Below are 24,231 nucleotides of genomic sequence, written 5' to 3'. Positions count from 1 at the left end.
ATGGGTATGACAGCCCCTTGCCAAGATCAAGAGGGAAATGCGCCCCCCGCGCCGCCGATTTCCGCTTTTGCGGCCTCTAGCAGGGCCAGGTTGGCCCCGCAAATTGCGACCTCGTGCTGTTCTACCTTTTCTATCGGCCAATCCCACCATGCAAGATCTTGCAAGCGGGCGGCCACATCTGCGGGAAAACGCGTGCTCACCACCCGCGCGGGGTTGCCCGCAACGACCATGTAGGGTGCCACGGTGCCAGCCACGACCGCGCCCGCCCCCACGATCACCCCATCGCCAATGCGCGCGCCGGGCAGGATGCGCGCGCCCTGCCCGATCCAGACATCATGGCCAATGACCGTATCAGGCCCCGGTCCGGGCAAGGATGGCGCGTTTTCAAACCGCCTATGGAAAATGGCAAAGGGAAAGGTCGAAAACCCGTCGCGGCGGTGGTTTGCGGATGCAGTGATGAACTGCACCCCATCCGCAATCTGGCAAAATTTGCCGATGACCAGCTTCTCGGGCGAAAACGCATATAAATAGGGTGCCAGATGCACCGCCCAATCGGATGGCGGAACATGCGCGCTGGCATAGCTGTAATCACCCACGCGCCACCGCGGATGGTCAATAACCGCCCGCAAGAACACCGTGGAACGATGCGGCATGCCATCGGGCTGCGTGACCGGATAGGCCGTATCGGGAAGCGGAAACGCCATGTGACCCCACAAGATTGCCCATTATGGTTAACCTCTGGGATGGCACCGGGCAAGCCCGGCACGCGACACATGTATCAGGCCTTGATAAACCCGCCCGATTGCCGCGCCCAAAGCCGGGCATACAGCCCATCCCGCGCCAGCAATTCGCTATGGGTGCCGCTTTCCACAACGCGGCCCGCTTCCATCACCACCAGCCGGTCCATAGCGGCAATGGTGGACAGCCGGTGCGCGATGGCGATCACGGTCTTGCCCTGCATCAGCCGTTCCAATTGCGACTGGATCGCGGCCTCGACTTCGGAATCCAACGCCGAGGTCGCCTCGTCCAGCACCAGAATAGGCGCGTCCTTCAACGCGGCGCGTGCGATGGCGATGCGCTGGCGCTGCCCGCCCGACAGTTTCACCCCGCGCTCGCCCACATGCGCGTCCAGCCCCCGGCGGCCCTTGGCATCTTCCAGCCCCGCAATGAAGTCGCGCGCTTCGGCAAGATCGGCGGCGGCCCAGATTTCGGCATCGGTGGCTCCGGGGCGGCCATAAGCAATGTTGTCGCGCACAGACCGGTGCAACAGCGCCGTGTCCTGCGTGACCACACCAATGGCCGCGCGCAAGGATTCTTGCGTGACCGCAGAAATATCCTGACCGTCAATCTCGATGCATCCGCCGCTGACATCGTAGAACCGCAACAGCAGGTTCACCAGCGTCGATTTTCCTGCGCCAGACCGGCCCACAAGCCCCAGCTTCTCTCCCGGGCGCAGATGCAGGTCCAACCCGTCCAGCACGGCGGGCGCATGGGCGCTGGCCGCGTCGTAATCGAAGCGGACATTTTTGAAGCGGATCTCACCCTTGGTCAGTTGCAACGGGGCGGCACCCGCCTGCTCGACCACGCTGCGCGGTTGCGACAAGGTGGACAGACCGTCGCGCACCGTGCCGATATTCTCGAACAGGGCCGCGAATTCCCACATCACCCAATGCGACATGTTCCCAAGCCGCAAGGCCAGCGGGATCGCAACCGCCAAAGCCCCAAGCGCCAGCGCCCCGTCCAGCCACAGCCACAGGCCAATCCCGGCCACCGCACCCGTCAGCAGCGAATTGAGCGTGTTCACGCTGACATCCTGCACCGCGACAAGACGCATCTGGCGGTAGACGGTTTGCAAGAACCCATCCATGCCGTCGCGGGCGAAGGCCTCTTCGCGGGCGGCATGGCTGAACAGCTTGACCGTGGCGATATTGGTATAACTGTCGACAATGCGGCCCGTCATCTCGGCGCGGGCATCGGCCTGCGCCTGCGCCACCCGGCCCAGACGCGGCACGATGATGGACAACAATGCGCCATAGCCCACTGCCCAAAGCGCAAAGGGCAGCGCCAGACGCCAATCGAGCGTGGCCGCAAGCGCCAGCGTGCCGACGAAATAGGCAAGGATATAGACCGCCACATCCATCAGTTTCATGACCGTCTCGCGCACGGCAAGGCTGGTCTGCATCAGCCGCGTGGCAATCCGGCCTGCGAATTCGTCCTGAAAATAGTGCATCGATTGCCCGATCAGCCAGCGATGGCCCATCCAGCGCACGCGCTGCGGGAAATTGCCCATCAGCGCCTGATACATGATAAGCGCCCCGATCACCGAAAGGGCGGGCAGCACGATCAGCAACAATGTGCCCATCAGCGCCAGCCTGCCCCCTTCCATGGCCAAAAACCGTTCTGGCCCCAGATCTGACATACGGTCGATCAAGGTGCCCAGATACCCCAGCAGCACGATTTCCAGCGCCGCGAAAGCTGCCGCGACCAGCGACATCGCCAGCAGCCACGGGGCGAGCGGACGCGCATAATGCCACAGGAACGCCCAAAAGGCACCGGGCGGCTGGCCGGGCGGGTTGGCCGGATAGGCCGGAACGCGGGATTCGAAATAAGAGAACAAGCGCATGGGTCAGCCTATAGCACAAGAAAAGGGCGCGCGGTTGCCCGCGCGCCCTGTGATCTAGATCGCAGTTGCGCGATTACTTGATGATTTTCGACACGACGCCTGCGCCGACGGTGCGGCCGCCTTCACGGATGGCGAAGCGCAGCTTCTCTTCCATGGCGATGGGCGCGATCAGCTCGACCTCGAATTTCAGGTTGTCGCCGGGCATCACCATTTCCGTGCCTTCGGGAAGCTGGACCGTGCCGGTCACATCCGTCGTGCGGAAGTAGAATTGCGGGCGATAATTCGCGAAGAACGGGGTGTGGCGGCCGCCTTCTTCCTTGGTCAGGATATAGGCCTCGGCTTCGAAATGCGTGTGCGGCGTCACCGATTTCGGCTTGCACAGCACCTGCCCGCGCTCGACATCTTCACGGCCAATGCCGCGCAGCAGCGCACCGATATTGTCGCCAGCCTCACCACGATCCAGCAGCTTGCGGAACATTTCCACACCCGTGCAGGTCGTGGTCTTGGTGTCGCGAATGCCCACGATCTCGATCGAATCGCCCACATTGATGACGCCACGCTCCACGCGACCGGTCACAACCGTGCCGCGGCCGGAAATCGAGAACACGTCCTCGATCGGCATCAGGAAGGGCTGGTCCACGGCGCGCTCGGGCGTCGGGATGTAGCTGTCAACAGCGGCCAGCAGCTCGCGGATCGAGTTCTCGCCGATTTCCGGGTCACGCCCTTCCATCGCGGCCAGAGCCGAGCCTTTGATGATCGGAATATCATCGCCCGGGTAGTCGTAGGAGGACAGCAGCTCGCGGATTTCCATTTCCACCAGCTCCAGCAGTTCCTCGTCATCGACCTGGTCGACCTTGTTCATGTACACAACCATGAACGGAATGCCCACCTGACGGCCCAGCAGGATGTGCTCGCGCGTCTGCGGCATCGGGCCGTCAGCAGCGTTCACCACCAGGATCGCGCCGTCCATCTGCGCCGCACCGGTGATCATGTTCTTGACGTAGTCGGCGTGGCCGGGGCAGTCCACATGGGCGTAATGACGCGCTTCGGTTTCATATTCCACATGCGCGGTCGAGATCGTGATCCCGCGCGCCTTTTCTTCGGGCGCACCGTCAATCTGGTCATAGGCCCGGAAATCACCGAAATACTTCGTGATCGCCGCCGTCAGCGTCGTCTTGCCATGGTCAACATGGCCAATCGTGCCGATGTTCACATGCGGTTTCGTCCGGTCAAACTTTGCTTTTGCCATGGATAGGGCACCCTTTGTTGATGGGCCATTATTGGCTGGCCCGAAATGACACGCGCGCCAGTTACCGAAGCGCGCGCGGGAAATCAAGCGGGAACGGCGTAAAAGCCGGTCCGCGATCAGGCGTCAGGATCGACCGGGACCGGCAATTCCAGATCCGACTCGGCCGGAAGCGGCGCGTCCTGTGCCGGCGCGGTGGCTTCGGGCGCGTCCGCCGCCGCTTTGGGCGGGAACCAATCCTCTTGCGTGGCCAGCCAGCGTTCGATCGCCGCCACCCCGTTTTGCGACAGGTTCTGCATCTGCTCTTCGGCGCTTTGGGTCAGGCCCGAGCTGATGGCGGTTTCCCCGGATGGCGCCTCGAACACGATGATACGATGCGGCTTCTCGTTCAGCTTCTTGCCCGCGGCATCGTCCCAGACCGTGACCCCAAGGATCAGGAAAGACTTGGGCGCGGCGACCAGCGGAATGCCGGGAATGGCCAAGACATAGCCCTGCACCGCGACGCCAAGGTGATAGAGTGAATCGCCTTGGTAGCGCGCGAAACGGCGCTGCATCTCGGCTTCCAGACTGTCTTTCCAAGCGCCCGGTTCCGCCTTGCGCGAAGCCGGTCCTCGCACGGCGTTTTCCTCGACCACAATGGCATGGCCCAGCAGGAAATCGCCCAGTTCGGCGCGCTCTTCCCCCAGTTTCGCGCCGCTGGCACAGGCCGATAACAGCCCAAGTGCCGCGACAAGCGCAACCGCCCGCAATGATCCGACCGAAAAACCCATGGCACCGTTCCCGTAGCTTTCAACACCCGTGGCATACCCGATCATGGGCGCAGGCGCAAACCCGCAGGCGCGGCACTACACGAAGCGGTTATCGCGCGGAAAACCGCGCGGGGCCATTCGGCCCGCGCTGGCGCGTTTGCCCAGCCATTCGGTCAAGTCGGCTTCATGCCGGGTCCGCCCGGCCGGGTCCAGCCAGCGCAACCCCTCGGCCAGCGTGATCGTGGTCAGGTCGGACAGCCCGCCATCCTTGTAGGATTGCAGCCGCACGCCCTTGCCACGGCCCATTTCAGGCAAATCCTGCAAGGGGAATACCAGAAGCTTCCGGTTTTCACCCACGCAGGCCAGATGATCGCCTGCAACGCGCCGGCAGACCAGCGCGCGCACCCCGTCCTTGACGTTCAGCACCTGTTTGCCGCTGCGGGTCTGCGCGATCACCTCATCTGCGGGCACGACGAACCCGTCGCCCGCGGTCGAGGCCACGACCAATTTGCAGCCCGGCCTATGGATGAAAAGATCGACGATCTCGGCCTCGTTGGGTAGATCGACCATCAGGCGCACCGGTTCGCCCATGCCGCGCCCGCCAGGCAGGTTGGCGGCCAAAAGCGTGTAGAACCGCCCGTTTGACCCAAACAACACAATCTTGTCGGTGGTTTCCGCATGGAAGGCAAAACGCCCTTCATCGCCATCCTTGAACTTGAACGACTGGTCCAGCGCGACATGGCCTTTCATCGCCCTGATCCAGCCCATTTTAGAGCAAACGATGGTCACGGGTTCGCGTTCAATCATGGCTTCAAGCGGCACATCCTCGACCTCTGCGGCCAGTGCGAAATCGGTGCGTCGGCGGCCCAGATCGGTGTTCTTTCCGAATTCCGCCTGCACATCCCGCAATTCGGTGCCAATGCGCTTCCATTGCAGTTTGTCAGACCCCAGCAGGTCTTCCAGCGCGGCGCGTTCTTTCAGCAACTCGTCCCGCTCGCGGCGCAGTTCCATCTCTTCCAGCCGCCGCAAGCTGCGCAGCCGCATGTTCAGGATCGATTCGGCCTGAAGTTCGGACAATTCCCCGTCGCCTTCAGGCGGGGGAACATAGTCCTTCTCGGATGTGGCGCGCGCGAACGCGCGGCCCCAAACCTCGCGCATCAGCGCGGCGCGGGGGCTTTCATCATAGCGGATAATATCGATCACGCGGTCAAGGTTCAGAAAGGCGATGATGAAGCCTTCCAGCACTTCCAGCCTATGGTCAATCTTGTCCAGACGGTGCTGGCTGCGGCGCAGCAACACCTCGCGCCGATGGTCAAGGAATGCGCGCAGCACCTCGCGCAGGCTGCAAACCTTGGGCGTGACCCCGTCGATCAACACATTCATGTTCAGGCTGAAGCGGGATTCCAGATCGGAATTCTTGAACAGCATCCCCATCATCAGTTCCGGGTCAACCGTCCGCGCCTTGGGTTCCAGCACGATCCGCACATCATCGGCGGATTCGTCGCGCACATCGGCCAGAAGCGGCACCTTGCGGGTCTGGATGACCTCTGCCAGTTTCTCGATCAGGCGGGATTTCGGCACCTGAAACGGAATTTCCGTGACCACCACCTGCCATTGCCCGCGGCCCAGATCCTCGACCTGCCACCGCGCGCGCAGGCGGAACGCGCCGCGCCCTGTGGCATAGGCGCTGCGAATGGCCTCTGGCGGTTCCACGATCACGCCACCGGTTGGAAAATCGGGGCCGGGGATCAGCCTGACCAAGTCATCATCGGGCAGATCGGGATTGCCGATCAGCGCCAGACAGCCTTCGATCAATTCATCCAGATTATGCGGCGGAATGTTGGTGGCCATGCCCACCGCAATGCCGCTTGCGCCATTGGCCAGCAGGTTCGGAAAGGCCGCGGGCAACACCACGGGTTCGCTGAGCGTGCCGTCATAATTCGGGCGGTAATCGACCGCGTTTTCGGCCAACCCTTCCAGCAGCAACTCTGACGCGCGCGCCATCCGCGCTTCGGTGTAGCGCGCGGCGGCGGGGTTATCGCCGTCGATATTGCCGAAATTGCCCTGCCCGCTGACCAAAGGGTAACGCAGGTTGAAATCCTGCGCCAAGCGCGCCATTGCGTCATAGATCGCGGCATCGCCATGCGGGTGGTAATTGCCCATCACGTCACCGGTGATCTTGGCAGATTTGCGGAAACCGCCGGTGGGCGACAATTTCAATTCACGCATGGCGAACAGAATGCGCCGATGCACCGGCTTCAACCCGTCGCGCGCATCGGGCAAGGCGCGGTGCATGATCGTGGACAGCGCATATTGCAAATAGCGTGACCCCAGCGCGCGGCGTAGCGGCTCGGACGTGTTCAGTTCGGGCGTGATGTCATCATCTTGGGGCATGTCCATCGCATACCCCTACGGATTGGCTGCGTCCAGCCCCCGCGCGTGCTCTGGCGCGCGGCACGGCGGCGAATGTTTGCCGGCGTGCCGCGCTCGGCACGGCTTGGCGGTTTTCTTGGCTCAGCACCCGGTCTACGATCGGCCCGTGTATTGTGAAGGAAACCCCGATGCGTTCCATTTCTGCGCTGGTGCTGTGCACCGCCCTGACCACCCCCGCCATGGCCGAGACCCAGTTGCGCGCGGTCACGCTATCGACCGCCGGGGTCGCGATGCTCGACGCCGAAGGGCAAATGGGTGCGGACGGCCTGCGCCTGACGCTGCGGCGCGCCGATATGGACGATTTTCTGAAATCCTTGCGGCTGGCCGACCCGTCGGGCGCCACCCCGCGCCTGACCATGTCCGGCCCCGGCGGGCTGGAAGATGCCTTTGCCACCCTGCCCTTCAGCCCAGAGGCGCTGTCGGACCTGAGCGCCCTGATTGACGCAATGCAAGGCGCGCCTGCGCGGCTGACGCGGCGGGCGGCAACCGTCGAAGGGCGGCTGATGGGCACGGGGGCGACGCCTTGTGACGATGGGCGCGCGGGCTGTATCGCAGTGTCGCTGATGGATGCCGAAGGGCAGATCGTGCAGCTTCCGCTTGATGACGCGACCACGCTGGTGCTGGACGATCCCGCCGACCGCGCAGCGCTGGCCAGCGGTTTGGATGCCATCCGCACGCAAGGCCGCGCCAGCCGCGTCGAGGTCACGATTGACAGCAACGACCCCACACCCCGCAACGTGGATTTGGGCTGGTTGCAACCCGCACCGGTCTGGAAAACCGCGTGGCGCGCGGTCGATGGGCCAGAGGGGTTGGCGCTGACTGGCTGGGCAGTGATCGAAAACACCACCGGGCAGGATTGGAACGATGTGTCGCTCACATTGGCCACCGGTGCTGTGCGCGCATTGGATGCGCGGCTCTATGACCGCGTTGACGCGCCCCGCGAAAAAGCGCCGCAATTCGCGCCAATGCTGGCTCAAAGCGCAGTAACACGCGAATTGGCCGCTACCCCCATGGTCGAGGCCGCGCCTGTCCAGATGACCGAAGGCAGCAGTTTTTCCGCCTATACGCTGTCAGAGCCGGTCAGCTTGGCCAGTGGGCAGATGCTGTCGCTGCCCTTCTTGCAAGAACAGGCCGCGACCGAGCGGTTGACGCTTTATCGTGGCGGCAGCCATGCGCCGCACCCGATGATGGCGCTGGACGTCACAAACCCCCTGCCCCTGCGCCTGCCCGCCGGGGTGGTCACGGTCTATGACGCGCAGCGCGGACATGCTGGCGACGCGATGATGCCAGAACTTGCCCCCAAGGACAGCGCGTTGGTGGAGTTTGCCGAAGACAGCGCCATTCGCATCCGTGAAGATCTGGCAGAGCAAGCGCGCATTACCGAGGCCCGCATCCGCGACGGGGTGCTGATCGCCTCGGAACGCACCGAACGGACGACCAGCTACCGCGCAGAGGGGGCAGAGGATGGCGCGCGCGTGCTGACCTTGCTGCACCCGCAACGCCCCGGCTGGGACATGCAGACCGAAGGCGGCACGAGCGCGCTGGACGCCACGCGCTTTACCGTCGATTTGCCACAAGGCCAGATCACCCAATTCAAAGTGATTGAGACCCGCACCAGCCGCACACAACTGGCGCTGTTGGATCTGTCGCGCGACGATCTGGCCTATTGGGAAGGCCGGATGCCCGATGCCGAGACCCGCGCCTTCTTTGCCGATCTGCGCGATCTGCGCCAGCAGCAGGCGGCGCTTCGCACCCGTATTGCCGAAACCCGCAGCGCCGAAGAAACGCTAATCGCGGACCAAGACCGGCTGGCGCGGCTTGTCGATCAGCTTGGCGATGAGAGCGATGCGAACTTTGACCGTTTGGCCCGCATTGATGCCATAGACGCAGAAATCGACAGCGTCCGGCAAGAGCGCGCAACGCTTGAAACACAGCTTCGCGCCAGCGAAGAGCGCATGGGCGCGCTGTTGCGCTAAGTGGGTAGGGCTAAGGGCGACACAGCCCTTACGCGCCGCCCGAACCAGATTAGCCGTCTTTGCCCGCTTCAAGCGCGTCAATCCGCGCCTGAAGGGCCGCGTTTTCCTCGCGCGCCTTCTGCGCCATGGCGCGCACCGCGTCGAATTCCTCGCGGGTGACAAAGTCGCGATCCGCCAACCAGCGGTCCAGCAGGCTTTTCATCGCGGTTTCCGCTTCCGTGCGCGCGCCTTGCGCCACGCCCATGGCATTGGTCATCAGTTGCGACATGTCGTCCAGAAACTTGTTGCGGCTTTGCATGGCGATGTCCTTTACAAACGCTTTTGCTTGATATGTGACCAGAGCGACCGAAACGCAAGGTTGACTTCCCCTTGCCTGGCGCGCCAGACAGTCGCAACCCTTGTCCGGACAGGTGTCATGCTTTCGCCTCTTGCCATACTCTTTCCCGATCTGCGCCCCGAGATTTTCTCGATCGATATCGGCACCTTCACCTTTGCGCTGCGCTGGTATGCGCTGGCGTATATCGCCGGTTTCCTGCTGGGCTGGTGGATTATCATGCGGCTGATGACGCGGCCCGCGCTATGGCCAAATGGCACCGCCCCCATGCCGCCCGCCAAGGTAGAAGGGTTGCTGACATGGGTGATTGTCGGGGTCATTCTGGGCGGAAGGCTGGGCTTTGTGCTGTTCTACCAGCCGGCGTATTACCTAGAATACCCCGCGCAAGCCCTGCGCATCTGGGAAGGTGGCATGTCGTTTCACGGCGGGTTTGCCGGTGTGATCGTGGCCGGGCTGCTCTACTGCCGCCGCCATTCTGTGCCGCCGTTGCAATTGGCCGATGCCATGGCGCTGGTCGCGCCCATCGGGATCGGGCTGGGGCGTCTGGCCAATTTCATCAATGCCGAACTATGGGGGCGGCCCACGCTTGCGCCTTGGGGTGTGGTGTTCCCCGGCCCTGCCGCGCAAGACTGCCCGTGGGACTGGCCCAGCACGCTGTGCGCCCGCCACCCCACGCAGCTCTACGAAGCGGCGCTTGAAGGCGCGCTGCTCTTCGCCGTGCTGGCCTATCTGGTCTGGCGGCGCGGGGGCTTGCGCCAGCCGGGGCTGGTGACGGGCGTCTTTGCCGCGGGTTACGGGCTGGGGCGTTTTACGGTCGAATTCTGGCGGCAGGCGGATGCGCAATTCATCACGCCCGACAACCCGCTGGGCCATGTGCTGGCGCTGGGTCCGGTCGGGGTCAGCATGGGGCAAGTGCTGTCGCTTCCGATGATCGCGGTCGGGTTGGCCTTGATCTTGCGCGCGCGGCAGACCCGCGCCCCGGCATGACCGCGCTGGCCAAGATCCTGCGCCGTCAAATCGCAGCGCAAGGGCCGATCACCGTGGCCGAATATATGGCGCAATGCCTGCTGCACCCGCGCCATGGCTATTACATAACGCGTGACCCGTTGGGACAGGCAGGCGATTTCACCACTGCGCCAGAGATCAGCCAGATGTTCGGAGAGCTGTTGGGCCTTTTGATCGCGCAGGTCTGGATGGACCAAGGCGCGCCCAGCCCCTTCACCCTGGCAGAGCTTGGCCCTGGTCGCGGCACGCTGATGGCCGATATCTTGCGTGCAACCGCACGGGTGCCGGGGTTTCAGGCGGGCGCACAGGTGCATCTGGTCGAGGCATCGCCCGTCCTGCGCACCGCCCAAGCCAGGCGCGTGCCCGGCGCTGTTTGGCATGACACGGCAGATAGCCTGCCCGACGACCGCCCGCTTTTCGTTTTCGCCAACGAGTTTTTCGACGCGCTGCCGATACGGCAATTCCTGCGCCACCCGAAAGGTTGGGCCGAACGCGTGGTGGGGCTGGAGGGTGACAAACTGGTATTCGGCCTGACGCCGCCCGCGCCGCTTGCCGCGCTGGATGACCTGCTGGACCAAACGCCCGAAGGGGCAATGGTGGAAACCTGCGCCCCTGCCCTGCCGGTAATCGACGCGATCAGCACACGGATCGCCGCGCAGGGCGGTTTCGCGCTGATCGTGGATTATGGCGATTGGGGCAGCACAGGCGACACGCTGCAAGCGATCTGGCAGCAACAGAAGGACGCGCCCCTTGGCCATCCGGGAGAGGCCGATCTGACCGCGCATGTGGATTTCCGCGCCTTGGCCAAGGCCAGCGCATTGGCCGCCACACCGCTGACCCCGCAAGGCGCGCTGCTGGCGCGTCTGGGCATTGCGCCGCGCGCCGAGGCGCTGGCGCGCGGCCTGTCCGGCCCGGCGCTGGAAAGCCATCTTGCCGCATATCGGCGCTTGACCGACGCGGGCGAAATGGGTCAGCTATTCAAGGCGCTTGGGCTATACCCGCCCGGCGCACAACAACCGCCCGGTTTTGGACAGGTCACGTGACGCTCGAAATCATCACCTCTGATGCGCTGACACCGGCGCTGCACGGGTTTTTCACCCGGCGCGGCGGGGCGTCTTCGGGCATTTTCGCGGGGCTCAATTGCGGCCCCGGATCGTCCGACCAAAGCGACAGCGTGCGCATGAACCGCGCCCGCGTGGCCGACGCCATGGCAGTGGATGCGGGCGCGCTGGTGACGGTGCACCAAGTGCATTCCGCCGATGTCGCTACCGTCAACGGCCCCATCGCCGAGGCTGAGCGCCCGCGCGCCGATGCGGTGGTCACCGCCACGCCCGGTCTGGCGCTGGCCATTCTGACCGCCGATTGCCAGCCGGTGCTGTTTGCAGATACCAAGGCGGGCGTCATCGGCGCGGCCCATGCCGGTTGGCGCGGTGCGTTGGACGGGGTGCTGGAGCAGACCATCGACGCGATGATCGCGCTGGGCGCCACGCGCACGCGCATCGCGGCGGTGATCGGGCCGTGCATCAGCCAGCGCAATTACGAGGTCGGGCAGGATTTTCTGGAAAGGTTTCTGGACGCGGACCAAGGCCATATGCGCTTCTTCGCCAATGGCGAGAATGGGCGCTACCAGTTCGACCTGCCCGGTTTCGGGCTGGCACGCCTGCGCGCGGCGGGGGTAGACGCACATTGGACCGGCCATTGCACCTATGCCGACCCGGCGGCGTTCTATTCCTATCGGCGGTCCTGCCACGAAGGACAGGCCGATTACGGGCGGTTGATTTCGGTCATCCGGCTTTAATCCAGCCCTTGGGTAAATTCGGCCATCAGCGATCCGACCACGGCACGCAAGGCTTCTGACGCGTCCGCACCGTCATCTGTGGCCTGTGCGTAAACCGCGCGCTGGCGCTCTGCACTGGTGCCGTGTGCGACAATATCCTGTGCGCCGCGCAATTCGTTCAGGCAGCCAAGCGCCATGGCATCGACACTGAGCAGTTCGATCAACTCGGCCACCAACTCGCCCATCGGCACAAGGGCGCCGCGCCCGATATCCAGCAGCCCTTCGCGCGGGCCATAGCGCTGCGCGCGCCATCGGTTCTCGGCTATCAGGAAGCGATCATAAATGCGCCAGCGCTGGTTGCGGCGGCGCAATTCGACCAGCAACCGCATGATGGATTGCACCAGCGCGGCCACGGTCAAGGTATGCTCCATAATTGGCATGACATCGCAAATCCGCGCTTCCAGCGTTGGAAAGCGGGCCGAGGGGCGAATATCCCACCATATTTTCGACGTGTCTTCGATCAGCCCCGCGCCAATCAGCATATCGACCGAGCGGCGATATTCGGCATAGGCAATGAAATCGGGCGGCAGTCCGGTGCGCGGCAGGTTGTCGAACACCGACAAACGGTAGCTGTTCAGCCCTGTATCCTGCCCACCCCAATAGGGCGAGGATGTGGACAGCGCCAGCAGATGCGGCAGGAAGTAACTGAACTGGCGCATGATATCCATGCGCAGATCGTCATCCGGCAGGCCGACATGGACATGCGTGCCGCAAATCAGCATCCGCCGCACCACCCCGCCCAGATCGCGGGCAAGGTCGTTATAGCGCTGTTTTTCCGTATGTTTGCGTGATTGCCAATCCGCGAACGGGTGGCAGGACACCGCCAAGGGGGCCATGCCGTATTCGGCCGCGCAAGCAGCAATCGTGCGGCGCAAATGCCCCAGATCGGCACGCGCTTCGGCGATATTTGCGCACACGCCGGTGCCCACTTCGATCTGGCACGCCAGAAACTCTGGCGAGACCTGATCGCCCAGCGCCTGCACGCAATCTTGCATCAAAGCATCGGGCACATCGGCAAGGGCGCAGGTCTGGGCGTCGACCAGCAGGTATTCTTCTTCAATGCCAAGCGTATACTCTGGCGTTTCCATAGGGTCATGCTGCCGCGAAAATCGCCCCTGCGCAAGAAAATGCTATGGCGGCACGCCATCTGGCACGATAGCGATACAGCATGATCCTGAACGCCCGCCTGCCCTTTGCCCCATGGGTGGACCCCACCCGCCGCCGCCTGCCCGGTGTGATGCCGCTGGCGCGCGCAGATTGGCTGCTGATCTCGGACGCCTACGCAGCCCAGATGTCAGAGCGCGCGCGGCTGCTGGACGACCGGGCGGGCGACGTTCTGGCTTGCTTGCCGCAGGCGCAGACAGCGGCGGCCGAATTGCTGGAGGCCGTGTTGCACGACCTGCCCGAACTGGGCTTTGACGTCACGCAAACCCATGTCACCTGCCCCGATGGCCGCGTCGTTGCCTTGGACCGCGCGCGCCCGCTGCGTAGCCTTGGGCTGCTGGTGCAGGAAGATTTCTGCATTCTGCAAAAACCCCAAGGGTCGGATGAACATGTGCTGACCGGGGCGGTGCTGTGTTTTCCGTCCAGTTGGACCCTTGCCGACAAGCTGGGCAAACCCTTGCTGCGCATTCATGCCCCGGTGGCCAGCTATGACGCGCAGATGGGTGCTCGCGTGCAGCGCATGTTCGATGCGATCCGCCCCGAACAGCCGCTATGGCGCGCGAACCTGCTGCGCTACACGAACCCCGCGCTGTATCAGCCGCGCCCGGAATTCGCGCCCAAGGACAAGCGTGACGATGGCGATTTTGTGCGCTCGGAGCGGCAATGCCTGCTGCGTTTGCCGCTCAGCCGCGCAGTGGTGTTTTCCATTCATACCGCACAAATCCGCCGCCATGACCTGCGCCCTGAAGAGGCCCGCGCTTTGGCAGAGATCGGGCACTAGCACCTGTCGCACGGCCTCGGCATTGCGCAACCTGCATTAGCGCAGCCGGCTGTCAGAGGCCAACAGCCGCGCCCGATCCCCAGAGGCGATGACCGGTCCGCGCAACTGCGCCGCGCGGGCCCGCAACCTTTCCGCCCGCGCAGCGGGAGAGGCGGCAAACTCGGTTTCGGGCGCATCGCCCTGCGCCGATGATTGCGCCAGCAGGCCCGAGATCGGCACAAGGCGCGGCACCTCTCCACGGGCTTGGCGGTCAGCGGGCGGCAGGTCCGGACTGGCCATGCAGGCCGCAAGCCCGGCAATCAGGCAGCAAGACAAAATGGCGCGGCGCATAAACTGATCCCCAGACATTACCAAGCGCAGCTTAGCCCCGGACATGTGCAGGGCGCAAGGCGATGATGCTTGCGCCCGCAGGCAGACGTCAGGGCAGCCCGTCAATATCTCTCGAAGATAATGTCGGTCTGGCAGTTTCCACGATACCAGTTTCCGACATAGACCTGATAGGTGCCGCTTTGTGCATTCTCTAGGTCCAAACGGGCGTTGAAGTCGTCGAAAAACAATGTACCCCAACTGGTCCAGCCATTATAGTTCCACTGGCCGCCGGGATCCCTGACCGCAAGGATTGCGTCGCAGGTAAACCCTCTGTTCCCGTCATCTGTTCGAATCCGCAAACGGTTTCCGGGGCCGGACCGGTTTTCGTTGTCCCAGTTGAAAAGCAGGGTCGGGTTGGCGTTTACATACCCATAATCGTTGTGATCGAAGCCATTGCAAGCCGTCAGGTCCGAACGGCCCCCAGCCTGAACCCGGTGGCGCAAAGACGACCCCGACGCTTCAAGCGCAGATTGCGTTACATGATGGGTGCGCGCGGCAAGCCTTGGCTCTGGGCAGCCCCGAAACTTCTGAAACCCAGAGAACGGGTCGGTGTTGATTTTGGTTTGGGACGGAATGAAGTGTCCTTGGGTTTGCGTGCCCGCAGTCGCGCTGATGCGGAAGTTGTCAATCCCGAAGCTCTCATTGTCTCTTGCTTCATCGCTGAGCATCTGGAAGCCAAGGTCAAAAACCTCGTTTGGGTCGGTAATGTCGATCGTGACGCGCCATGCCTGATCGGACCAGCCCGAACCGCCAATCGTCATATTGTCGCCGACCAGTTCCATTCTGGTGCGGAACTCTCCCTCTTCGCGGGACGCTGTGGTGTCGCGTGCTGCACGCATGATCCCCAATGGATTCACCTGAAAGGCCTCTGCGGCTATGCTGGTGCCATCGACGCCAATCCAAAGCTGTTCGCCACCGTCTGGCGACCAGTTCGGATCATAGCCATCCCAACTGTCCAGCAGATACAGGTCGAATTCGATACGGGCCGCAACCATCTCGCGGCCAAGGTCCACCTCGAAGGTCACGGGGTTGCCATGGGTTTCGCCGCCGAATGGCCCAAGGAAACGACCGATTGATCCGTCACTGCTGCTCGTGACCGTGGTCTGGGACCAACCATCGGTATCGTTGGTGGTAAAATCATTGTCCACGATGACAAGTCCACCGTCCGGCTCTGTTGGCTCTTCGGGTTCCTCTTCGTCGCCGGTTCCAGGTTCGACATCCGGACCTGCGAATTCATTGGCATCGGGCGGTGCGGCGACGATCGCGCCCTCGAAATTGATGAAGGGCGAGAAACGCGGGCGCACAACCGCAATCGGGCTAAGACGCGTATCGTCCAGAATGTCGAACCCCAAGAATACCCCGCGTAGCGGCGTTTCCCACATGGTAAAGCTTTCGACCAAGATCAGCGCTTCGCCCGGCATAACGGGCGGAATACGATTGTGCAGATCGACATTGGGCATTTGCGTAAAACCCGCGATCAGATCGGTGCCGTCCTCGCCATCCATCAATTCGCGCAGCACACCAAGATCGTCAGAGGCCAGCAGTTCAAATGCGTTCTCTGGCAATGGGTTCATGCCGCGCGTGCCGTGGGACCAAAGCACCATCGGGCGGTCGGCATCGCGATCCCAAGCCACAGAGGTAATCCGCAAGCGAGAGGTCTGCTGCTCTGCAAGCAGGAAGTCATAAACATCGTTCATGCCTTCCAGATAATCCTCTGTCAGAATGGTCGTGCTGCGCGAGATCGCATCGGCCACATGCAGCGCCGCGGATTGCGCCAATGTGCGGACGCGGTAGGCATCGTTGAAGATCATCGTGGCGAAAAAGGCCCAGATCAGCAGCGGCAGGATCAGCACCATTTCAACGGTGACGGCTGCCCGCGCGTCAGTCGCGAAATCGCGCAGAAGGCGGGTGAAACTCTTAACTCGGCTCATTTACAAATACCCCCCTTGAAACAACAACATACTGGCCCTCTGAATTGATCGGCATGGACGTGAAGAACCCGGTCATCCGGATCAGGGGCTCGGCCGCGACGCAGGTGCGGATCAGCATCAATTCCTGTGCGTTCGCCCCAGCCCCGACATTGAAGGTAACGGCAGGCGTCAGGTCCAGTTCCCGGTTCACGCATTGCACCGCCGGGGTCAGCCCGGTGAAATCCTGCGTATCGACGGGCTGCATTTCGACCGTGATATTGTTTATGCAATCGGGCAACAGCGCCGTGCGGGCGCAGATAAGCTGCGCCATCGTGACCGAACCATCACTGGGCACGCGCCCAAGCCGCACCTCGCGCACCGCAAGGTCCATGGCGCGGTCCAGCATGACCTGCCGCAACATGGAAATGCCAACATCGACCGAAGCGAAGAACAGGCTCAGAATAAACGGCACGGCAATCACGAATTCGGCCGTGACGGCACCATCCTGCCTGAATGCCCAATTACGAAGTGATTTCAACGCGATACTCATAATCCAATCCGTTCATTCCATGCATCAGCCCAAAAAGGCACAAGCCAGCATTGCAAGAAATTGCGGCAAATTTCGGAAAGCACCGTGGCATGAAGCGACGGTTTTGGCGCGGCAGGCCGTAACCCATCGCACCCGGTGCATCGGCTACTCTGTCAGGCGCAGCGCCTGCACCTGCACATTCGTGGCAATCGCGTCGAACGCCGTCACCAGCGCGTCACCGCCAGAGTTGAAGAAATGGTTGGGCGAGGATGCGCATTGCGACAGCAGGTCGATCGCGCCGGCTGGGGCGTCGAAGGACACGGTATAGACCGTCACGTCATTGGCGCGCATCCCCTGACAGACCGCCAGAGTATTGTCGTCCTGAACAGGGGTGCTGAACCGCGACCCGCAGCAATTTTCGCCATCGGTCAGCAGCACCATCACCCGTTGCACGCCCGGTTCATCCCAGTCGAAGGGGCGGCCCCGCATGGCCTCTGGCAAGGTTCCGTCATCGATCAGCGAGTCGATGAAGCCGCGCATGTCCGGGTCCAGCATCATCGCCCCGAAACGCGCGCCAAGGTCGATGGACGTGGTGCCGCGCGTGGTGATCGAATCGATATTCTGCTCGAACGTGACAAGATCGTTCATCATCGGCTTGATCTCAAAGGTCGGGTCGGTCGAGCAGTGCCGGCGCGAGGCGGGAGCGTTGGTACTGTTCCGTCCGACCGTTGCCCATGGCGGCCCATTTCCGTTGCCCGACATGCCGCCATTGCCATTGCCACCGGCATTGCTATGCGCTGGCGGTCCGTTGCCCGCGCGCACATCTGCCCAGTCGTCGAATTCCAGACAGGCGCCGGTGCCGCTGACATCCAGCATGTGGTTCAGCATCCCCGTCGTGGGCAGCACCCACGAATCGTAGGTGACAAGCGATATAGACACGTTTTCCGGGTCGTTATTGGTCAGAATTTCGTCCGCGAAGGATTTTGCAGCCAGTTTCATCTCTTCCAGCCGGGTGTTGCCGGTGGACGTGTACGACCCCATGGACCCGGACGCATCCAGCACCATGACAATTTCGATCTTCGTTGCAATGCCCGTGCCTTCGACCGCAGCCGCCGGGGCGATCATATCCAGATGATCGACCGCCGACATGCGCAAGAACATCGTATCCATCTGCGCCGACGGGGTCACCCGCACCGTGCGTCCGGTTTCTGGCGTGCCGGACACTTCAATGTTGCCAGACGCAAATTCGCCCAGCCCCTCGGCATCGAAATAGGCCTGCACAAGTTCTTCCGGTGTCATACTGGCATTGCTGTTCTTCAAAGAGGTCGCAGCCAATACCGCACGGTCCGACGTGCCTTGCAGCCGCACCCGTTCGCTTTCATAGCGCATCATATCCACGGCCATACCGCTGACCATCAGCATCAGCACAAAGATAATCAGGCCAAAGACCACGATCGTGCCATCTTCTGTGCGGATATATGTTTGGGCCATCCGTGACAGCGCCTTGCGCATTGGCCCTTTGAAACGCGTATACTTGTTCATCACTTACACCTCTTGAACGCCGCAACTGCCCGCAGCGCACAGACGGGCAGTAAGCAGCAACCTCTTGGTGTCACTACGCCTGTCAGATGGCTTTTTTTTGGCGGAAGGACGCGGGTTCGTGGCCAAATTAAGGCAAATTTTAATGAAACAGGTCTATGGAACCAGAATGCGTCGCAAGAAGCTAAAAGCAGGTCATGGCGGGGTTTCAACCCACGGCAGACCTGATAGTCTTGGAATCAATGTAGCAAATTGACGCAGAATTCGCGTCACTCTTGGGAGGATTTCATGCGCGATGTGACAGAACCCGGCTTTCGCGAGAATGTGGATATCATGTTCCGCCGCGCGGTTGGCTATCTCGACCTGCCGCCGGGGCTGGCAGACAAGATCCAGATCTGCAATTCGACCTACACGGTGCGCTTCGGCGTGCGGTTGCGCGGCAAGATCGAAACCTTCGTGGGCTATCGCGCGGTGCATTCCGAACATATGGAACCCGTAAAGGGCGGCATCCGCTACGCGCCAGAGGTGGACCAGAACGAGGTAGAGGCGCTGGCCGCCCTGATGACCTATAAATGTGCGCTTGTGGAAACGCCGTTCGGCGGGTCGAAAGGCGGGCTGTGCATTGACCCGCGCAAATACGAGGAACATGAGCTGGAACAGATCACCCGCCGCTTCGCCTATGAACTGGCCAAGCGCGACCTGATCCACCCGGCGCAGAACGTCCCTGCCCCCGACATGGGCACGGGCGAACGCGAGATGGCGTGGATCGCCGACCAATATGCGCGGATGAACACGACCGACATCAACGCCCGCGCCTGCGTGACCGGCAAACCGCTGAATTCGGGCGGCATTAAGGGCCGGGTCGAAGCGACGGGGCGCGGCGTGCAATATGCCTTGCGCGAATTCTTCCGCCATCCCGACGACATGGCCAAGGCCGGGCTAACCGGCACCCTTGCGGGCAAGCGCGTTATTGTTCAGGGCTTGGGCAATGTGGGCTATCACGCCGCCAAGTTCCTGCGCGAAGAAGATGACGCGCGCATCACCGCTATCATCGAACGCGACGGCGCTATCCTTAACGACAGCGGGCTGGACCCGGACGCGGTGCGCGACTGGATCGGCCAGCATGGCGGGGTCAAAGGGTTCCCCGGTGGCGAGTACACCGAAACCGGCGCGGCGGTGCTGGAACGGGATTGCGACATCCTGATCCCAGCGGCGCTGGAAGGGGTCATAAACCGTGGCAATGCCGACCGTATTCGCGCGCCCCTGATTATCGAAGCCGCGAATGGCCCGATCACGGCAGGGGGTGACGAAATCCTGCGCGAAAAGGGTGTCGTCATCATCCCTGACCTTTATGCGAATGCCGGCGGCGTGACAGTGTCCTATTTCGAATGGGTCAAGAACCTGTCGCATATCCGCTTCGGGCGCATGCAGCGCCGCAACGAGGAAGCCCATGCCATGGCGCTTGTGCGCGAATTGGAACGTCTTTCCGCTGACAAGGGTTTAGGTTGGGAATTGGCGCCCGATTTCAAGAAGAAATACCTGCAAGGTGCGGATGAAATACAACTCGTGCGCTCGGGCTTGGATGACACGATGCGCACCGCTTATCAGGCAATTTCGGAAGAATGGCACCGCCGAAAGGACGTGACAGATTTGCGCACGGCGGCCTTTATCGTGTCGATCACGCGGGTCGCGGACAGCTACCGCGCAAAGGGCCTTTAACCCGCGTCGCAGTCTGTGCCCGGCCATCTGATTGGCCGGGCGCGCCTGCTCTTGGCGGTGGCACTATAAGCGCAATCGCGCGCCACAGTGGGTACGCGACTCGGTCAAATGACAATTTCGTATGACGCTTTTCTTTCAAAAAGGTCGCTTTTTGCAGTCCATTTGGCCCTATTGCTCATAACATACAGAACAACAGACCGAAAACCAAGCGATAGCCACCAATTTCAAGTTATCGGTTGCAATGCTAAACCCGGTTCGTTTTATTCGAATAAGGAAGAGAGCGGATTACCGCCGGTCCACACAGGGAGATAAGCGTGAGCGCATCTGCATCGCAGGATGGCTTCGTCGTATTCGACAAAGTTCAAAAAAGTTACGATGGCGAAACACTTGTCGTCAAGGATCTGAACCTCTCGGTCGGCAAGGGCGAGTTTCTGACAATGCTGGGGCCGTCCGGGTCTGGAAAGACGACCTGCCTGATGATGCTGGCCGGCTTCGAGACCGCCACCAACGGCGAAATCATGCTGGATGGCAAGCCGATCAACTCGGTCCCACCGCATAAACGCGGCATCGGCATGGTGTTCCAGAATTACGCGTTGTTCCCGCACATGACCGTGGGCGAAAACCTGTCCTTCCCGCTGGAAGTGCGTGGCATGGGCAAATCCGATCGCGAGCGCAAGATCAAGCGCGCGCTGGATATGGTGCAAATGGGCGGCTTTATCAGCCGCCGCCCGGCGCAGCTTTCGGGCGGTCAGCAGCAGCGCATCGCCTTGGCCCGTGCCTTGGTCTTCGAACCCGAATTGGTCCTGATGGACGAGCCCCTAGGCGCGCTCGACAAACAGCTTCGCGAGCACATGCAATTCGAGATCACGCGCCTTGCACATGATCTGGGCATTACCACCGTCTATGTGACGCATGACCAAACCGAAGCCCTGACAATGTCCGACAACGTGGCCGTGTTCGATGACGGGCGCATCCAGCAGCTTGATCCGCCCGATGTGCTGTATGAAGAGCCGAAGAACAGCTTCGTGGCGCAGTTTATCGGCGAAAACAACACCTTGGACGGCGTTGTGAAAGAGATCAAGGGCGAGGAATGCGTCATCCAGCTGGATAGCGGTGATCTGATCGACGCCAAACCCGTCAATGTCGAAAAAGTGGGTGAGCGCACCCGCGTGTCTATCCGGCCCGAGCGGGTCGAGGCGAACAAAGACCGCCTGAAAGAAGGGGCGCATACCATCAAGGCCGAGGTGAAAGAATTCATCTACATGGGCGACGTGTTCCGCACCCGCCTGAAAGTGGCCGGAAACGAGAATTTCATCATGAAAACCCGCAACGCGCCCGACCAAGTGCGCCACAAACCGGGTGACATGATCGAAATCGGCTGGTTGCCGAAAGATTGTCGCGCGCTGGATCATAGCTGATCCGGCCCGGCCAATAATTGCATGACCCGAGGGACGGGCACGCAACAAAGCATACCGGCACAACCCGGTATCAAAACAACCTAGGAGGTTAAGAATGACTAGAACATTGAAGTTGATCGCGCTGAGTTCTGCGGCAAGTGTCATCGCGCTGAGTGCTGCGGCGCAAGATCCCATTTCTTTGACCGTCGTGTCTTGGGGCGGGGCCTATACCGAAAGCCAGCAGCGCGCCTATCACGAGCCCTACATGGCCGAAAACCCGCATGTCACCATCATCAATGACGATGGCTCGGCAAACGCTTTGGCCGGTCTGCGCGCCCAAAGCCAGGCAGGCAACGTGACCTGGGATCTGGTCGACATGCTGCCGTCTGACGCACAGCTTGCCTGTGACGAAGGCATCATCCTCGAAATCGACCATGACGAGATGCTGGCCGCCGCGCCCGACGGCACCCCCGCAACCGAAGATTTCCTGCCGGGCAGCCTTGGTGACTGCTTCATCCCGCAGATCGTGTATTCGACCATTCTGGCCGTGCGCCCCGGTGCTTTCGAAGGGGAACAGCCCGACTCGATCGAGGATCTGTTCGACCTTGAAAACTTCCCCGGCAAGCGCGCGCTGCAAGACCGTCCCGGCACCAATCTGGAATGGGCGCTCTATGCCGATGGCGTGGCACCCGAAGACATCTATGACGTGCTTGCAACGCCCGAAGGCGTAGACCGCGCTTTCGCCAAGCTCGACACCATCAAGGATGAGATCATCTTCTGGACTGAAGGCGCGCAGGCACCGCAGCTTCTGGCAGATGGCGAAGTCGCGTTTGCAACCGGCTATAACGGCCGCATGTTCGATGCGATCGAGGTCGAAGGCATGGATGCCGCAATCGTCTGGGACGGCCAGATCGTGGAATGGGACGGCTGGGTCGTGCCGGCCGACGGTCCGAATGTCGATGCGGTCATGGACTACCTGATGTTCGCAACCGACACGCAGCGTCTTGCAGACCAAGCCAAGTTCATCAGCTATGGCCCGGCGCGCGCTTCGTCCGCGGCACTGGTGGGTCAGCATGCCGATCTGGGCATCGACATGGCGCCGCATATGCCGACCGCGCCGGACAACTACTTCGCCCCCATCGTTCTGGATAACGACTTCTGGGCCGATTATGGCGACGAGCTGCGCGAGCGTTTCGCAAACTGGATGCTTCAGTAATCTGAACTCCATATCGGGGCGCGCGGCCAATGCGCGCCCCTTTTTGGGCCTTTTGGCACCCCCGGAATTTCCTGAAGGATGAAGCCATGGCAATGTCTGACGCATCGGGCAGTGACGTCGCAATCGGTAATGAAACAGACAGCAAGGGACGGTTGCTGACCTCGGATGGCCGCCCGCTGCGCGCCGCGCTGGAACGCGCAAACCGCCGCCGCAAGCTGACAGCATTTGGACTTGTCGCGCCGCTTCTGGCCTTCATCCTGATTTTCTTCGCCTATCCCATCATGCAAATGATGATGCGTTCGGTCGACAATCCAGCCGTGGTCAATGCCCTGCCGCAGACCCTTGAAGCCTTGGAAAGCTGGGACGGGCAAGACCTGCCCGGCGAGGACGTCTACGCCGCGCTTTACCGGGACATGATGGCGGATAAAGAGCTTCCGCGCCGCGAGCAAAAGATCGGCCCGCTTGCCGTGCGGCTGAACTACGAAATTTCAGCGGCCCGCGGCGCAATCTCGCGCACGGCCCGCACGGTGGACGAGTTCGAGGCCCCCTACAAAGAGGCCTTCATGGATGCGCACCGTTTGTGGAATGACACGACAATCTGGCAGATCATCCAGCGCGAAGGTCGGCCTTTGACCGCATCCTATTACGTGGCAGCACTTGACCGCGAATACAATGCCGAGGGCGAGATCGTGTCGGTGCCAGAGAACCGACAGATCTATGTGTCCTTGTTCGGGCGTACTTTCTGGTTGAGCATGGTCATCACCTTCATGACTTTCGCGCTGGGTTTTCCGATTGCCTATTACCTGTCCAGCTTGCCGATGAGCAAAGCAAACCTGCTGATGATCGCGGTGCTGCTGCCCTTCTGGACGTCGCTCTTGGTGCGCACAAGTGCGTGGATTGTCCTGCTTCAGGGGCAAGGGGTTATCAACGAGATGCTGGTCGCGCTTGGGTTGATCGGCGACGAAGAGCGCCTGAGCATGATCTATAACCAAACCGGCACGATCATTGCCATGACGCATATCCTGCTGCCCTTCATGGTGCTGCCGCTATATTCGGTGATGAAAACCATCCCGCCCAGCTATACACGCGCCGCCAAGAGCCTTGGGGCCACACCTTGGACCGCGTTCCGCCGGGTCTATTTCCCGCAGACGCTGCCGGGTATCGCCGCAGGCGGTGTGCTGGTGTTCATCATCTCTATTGGCTATTACATCACGCCCGCGCTGGTGGGTGGGCAAGATGGGCGCATGATCTCTAATGAAATCGCACGCCATATCCAGTCGTCCTTGAACTGGGGTCTGGCGGCGGCGCTTGGGTCTATGCTGCTGGTCAGTGTGCTGATCCTGTATTGGCTGTTCAACAAGCTTGTCGGCACCGACAGCCTGAAATTCGGATAAGGGGGCGCGC

General features: G+C 61.8%; 20 protein-coding genes. 9 read left to right on the top strand and 11 right to left on the bottom strand.

What is annotated here, in order from left to right; genetic code table 11:
- Window positions 1-26: 26 nt before the first annotated feature.
- The 5 genes from AWT76_RS04970 to AWT76_RS04950 form a co-directional block, all read right to left on the bottom strand.
- Window positions 27-704 (bottom strand): CatB-related O-acetyltransferase, encoded by a 678-nt coding sequence (locus tag AWT76_RS04970; RefSeq protein WP_072245374.1) that lies wholly within the window; start codon window positions 702-704, stop codon window positions 27-29.
- Between the two features lie 74 nt (window positions 705-778).
- Window positions 779-2,623, bottom strand: a complete 1,845-nt coding sequence (locus AWT76_RS04965; RefSeq protein WP_072245373.1) for an ABC transporter ATP-binding protein — start codon at window positions 2,621-2,623, stop codon at window positions 779-781.
- A gap of 73 nt (window positions 2,624-2,696) precedes the next feature.
- Entirely contained in the window at window positions 2,697-3,872 is a 1,176-nt protein-coding gene (tuf, locus tag AWT76_RS04960) for an elongation factor Tu (protein ID WP_072244306.1), read from the bottom strand.
- A 116-nt stretch (window positions 3,873-3,988) separates the two neighbouring features.
- Window positions 3,989-4,684: a hypothetical protein gene (locus AWT76_RS04955; RefSeq protein ID WP_245638774.1), complete on the bottom strand. Its 696-nt coding sequence runs from the start codon at window positions 4,682-4,684 to the stop codon at window positions 3,989-3,991.
- A gap of 30 nt (window positions 4,685-4,714) precedes the next feature.
- On the bottom strand, window positions 4,715-7,018 hold the full coding sequence (locus tag AWT76_RS04950; protein ID WP_072245372.1) for a DNA topoisomerase IV subunit A: 2,304 nt from the start codon (window positions 7,016-7,018) through the stop codon (window positions 4,715-4,717).
- 161 nt (window positions 7,019-7,179) lie between these two features.
- Here AWT76_RS04950 and AWT76_RS04945 point away from each other — a divergent pair, with 161 nt between their 5' ends.
- Window positions 7,180-9,027, top strand: a complete 1,848-nt coding sequence (locus AWT76_RS04945; RefSeq protein WP_072245371.1) for a hypothetical protein — start codon at window positions 7,180-7,182, stop codon at window positions 9,025-9,027.
- Between the two features lie 49 nt (window positions 9,028-9,076).
- Here the strand turns inward: AWT76_RS04945 and AWT76_RS04940 are convergent, their stop codons facing one another.
- On the bottom strand, window positions 9,077-9,325 hold the full coding sequence (locus AWT76_RS04940; protein WP_072245370.1) for an accessory factor UbiK family protein: 249 nt from the start codon (window positions 9,323-9,325) through the stop codon (window positions 9,077-9,079).
- A gap of 117 nt (window positions 9,326-9,442) precedes the next feature.
- Here AWT76_RS04940 and lgt point away from each other — a divergent pair, with 117 nt between their 5' ends.
- The 3 genes from lgt to pgeF are packed head-to-tail and all read left to right on the top strand — an operon-like array spanning window position 9,443 to window position 12,164.
- Window positions 9,443-10,348, top strand: a complete 906-nt coding sequence (gene lgt / locus AWT76_RS04935) for a prolipoprotein diacylglyceryl transferase (RefSeq protein ID WP_072245369.1) — start codon at window positions 9,443-9,445, stop codon at window positions 10,346-10,348.
- Window positions 10,345-11,409, top strand: a complete 1,065-nt coding sequence (locus tag AWT76_RS04930; RefSeq protein WP_072245368.1) for a class I SAM-dependent methyltransferase — start codon at window positions 10,345-10,347, stop codon at window positions 11,407-11,409. The genes lgt and AWT76_RS04930 overlap by 4 nt, the downstream gene beginning before the upstream one ends.
- Window positions 11,406-12,164 (top strand): peptidoglycan editing factor PgeF, encoded by a 759-nt coding sequence (pgeF, locus tag AWT76_RS04925; RefSeq protein WP_072245367.1) that lies wholly within the window; start codon window positions 11,406-11,408, stop codon window positions 12,162-12,164. The genes AWT76_RS04930 and pgeF overlap by 4 nt, the downstream gene beginning before the upstream one ends.
- Here the strand turns inward: pgeF and AWT76_RS04920 are convergent.
- Complete coding sequence (locus tag AWT76_RS04920; protein ID WP_072245366.1) at window positions 12,161-13,291, bottom strand: carboxylate-amine ligase; 1,131 nt, start codon at window positions 13,289-13,291, stop codon at window positions 12,161-12,163. The genes pgeF and AWT76_RS04920 overlap by 4 nt on opposite strands.
- A gap of 80 nt (window positions 13,292-13,371) precedes the next feature.
- Between AWT76_RS04920 and AWT76_RS04915 the strand changes: the two genes are divergently transcribed.
- A complete protein-coding gene (locus tag AWT76_RS04915) occupies window positions 13,372-14,148 on the top strand; it encodes a heme-dependent oxidative N-demethylase family protein (protein ID WP_072245365.1) in 777 nt (258 codons plus the stop codon).
- Between the two features lie 36 nt (window positions 14,149-14,184).
- Here the strand turns inward: AWT76_RS04915 and AWT76_RS04910 are convergent, their stop codons facing one another.
- The 4 genes from AWT76_RS04910 to AWT76_RS04895 form a co-directional block, all read right to left on the bottom strand.
- On the bottom strand, window positions 14,185-14,478 hold the full coding sequence (locus AWT76_RS04910) for a hypothetical protein (protein WP_176699343.1): 294 nt from the start codon (window positions 14,476-14,478) through the stop codon (window positions 14,185-14,187).
- A 101-nt stretch (window positions 14,479-14,579) separates the two neighbouring features.
- On the bottom strand, window positions 14,580-16,448 hold the full coding sequence (locus AWT76_RS04905; protein WP_141655883.1) for a TadE/TadG family type IV pilus assembly protein: 1,869 nt from the start codon (window positions 16,446-16,448) through the stop codon (window positions 14,580-14,582).
- Window positions 16,435-16,977, bottom strand: a complete 543-nt coding sequence (locus AWT76_RS04900) for a TadE/TadG family type IV pilus assembly protein (RefSeq protein ID WP_072245362.1) — start codon at window positions 16,975-16,977, stop codon at window positions 16,435-16,437. The genes AWT76_RS04905 and AWT76_RS04900 overlap by 14 nt, the downstream gene beginning before the upstream one ends.
- Window positions 16,978-17,121: 144 nt before the next feature.
- Window positions 17,122-18,498 (bottom strand): Tad domain-containing protein, encoded by a 1,377-nt coding sequence (locus AWT76_RS04895; protein ID WP_072245361.1) that lies wholly within the window; start codon window positions 18,496-18,498, stop codon window positions 17,122-17,124.
- 285 nt (window positions 18,499-18,783) lie between these two features.
- Here AWT76_RS04895 and AWT76_RS04890 point away from each other — a divergent pair, with 285 nt between their 5' ends.
- The 4 genes from AWT76_RS04890 to AWT76_RS04875 all read left to right on the top strand — a co-directional run bounded on the left by AWT76_RS04890 (window position 18,784) and on the right by AWT76_RS04875 (window position 24,221).
- Window positions 18,784-20,214: a Glu/Leu/Phe/Val family dehydrogenase gene (locus AWT76_RS04890; RefSeq protein WP_072245360.1), complete on the top strand. Its 1,431-nt coding sequence runs from the start codon at window positions 18,784-18,786 to the stop codon at window positions 20,212-20,214.
- Between the two features lie 314 nt (window positions 20,215-20,528).
- Window positions 20,529-21,632, top strand: coding sequence for an ABC transporter ATP-binding protein (locus AWT76_RS04885; RefSeq protein WP_072245359.1), 1,104 nt, complete (start codon window positions 20,529-20,531; stop codon window positions 21,630-21,632).
- Between the two features lie 94 nt (window positions 21,633-21,726).
- The gene (locus AWT76_RS04880) at window positions 21,727-22,827 is read left to right on the top strand and encodes an extracellular solute-binding protein (protein WP_072245358.1); all 1,101 of its coding nucleotides are present in this window, start codon (window positions 21,727-21,729) and stop codon (window positions 22,825-22,827) included.
- Between the two features lie 92 nt (window positions 22,828-22,919).
- Complete coding sequence (locus tag AWT76_RS04875) at window positions 22,920-24,221, top strand: ABC transporter permease (RefSeq protein ID WP_072247464.1); 1,302 nt, start codon at window positions 22,920-22,922, stop codon at window positions 24,219-24,221.
- Window positions 24,222-24,231: the final 10 nt, after the last annotated feature.

Origin of the sequence: Roseibaca calidilacus (assembly GCF_001517585.1) — a bacterium.
GTDB lineage: Bacteria > Pseudomonadota > Alphaproteobacteria > Rhodobacterales > Rhodobacteraceae > Roseinatronobacter > Roseinatronobacter calidilacus.
This window is presented reverse-complemented; position numbering and strand designations above follow the sequence as displayed.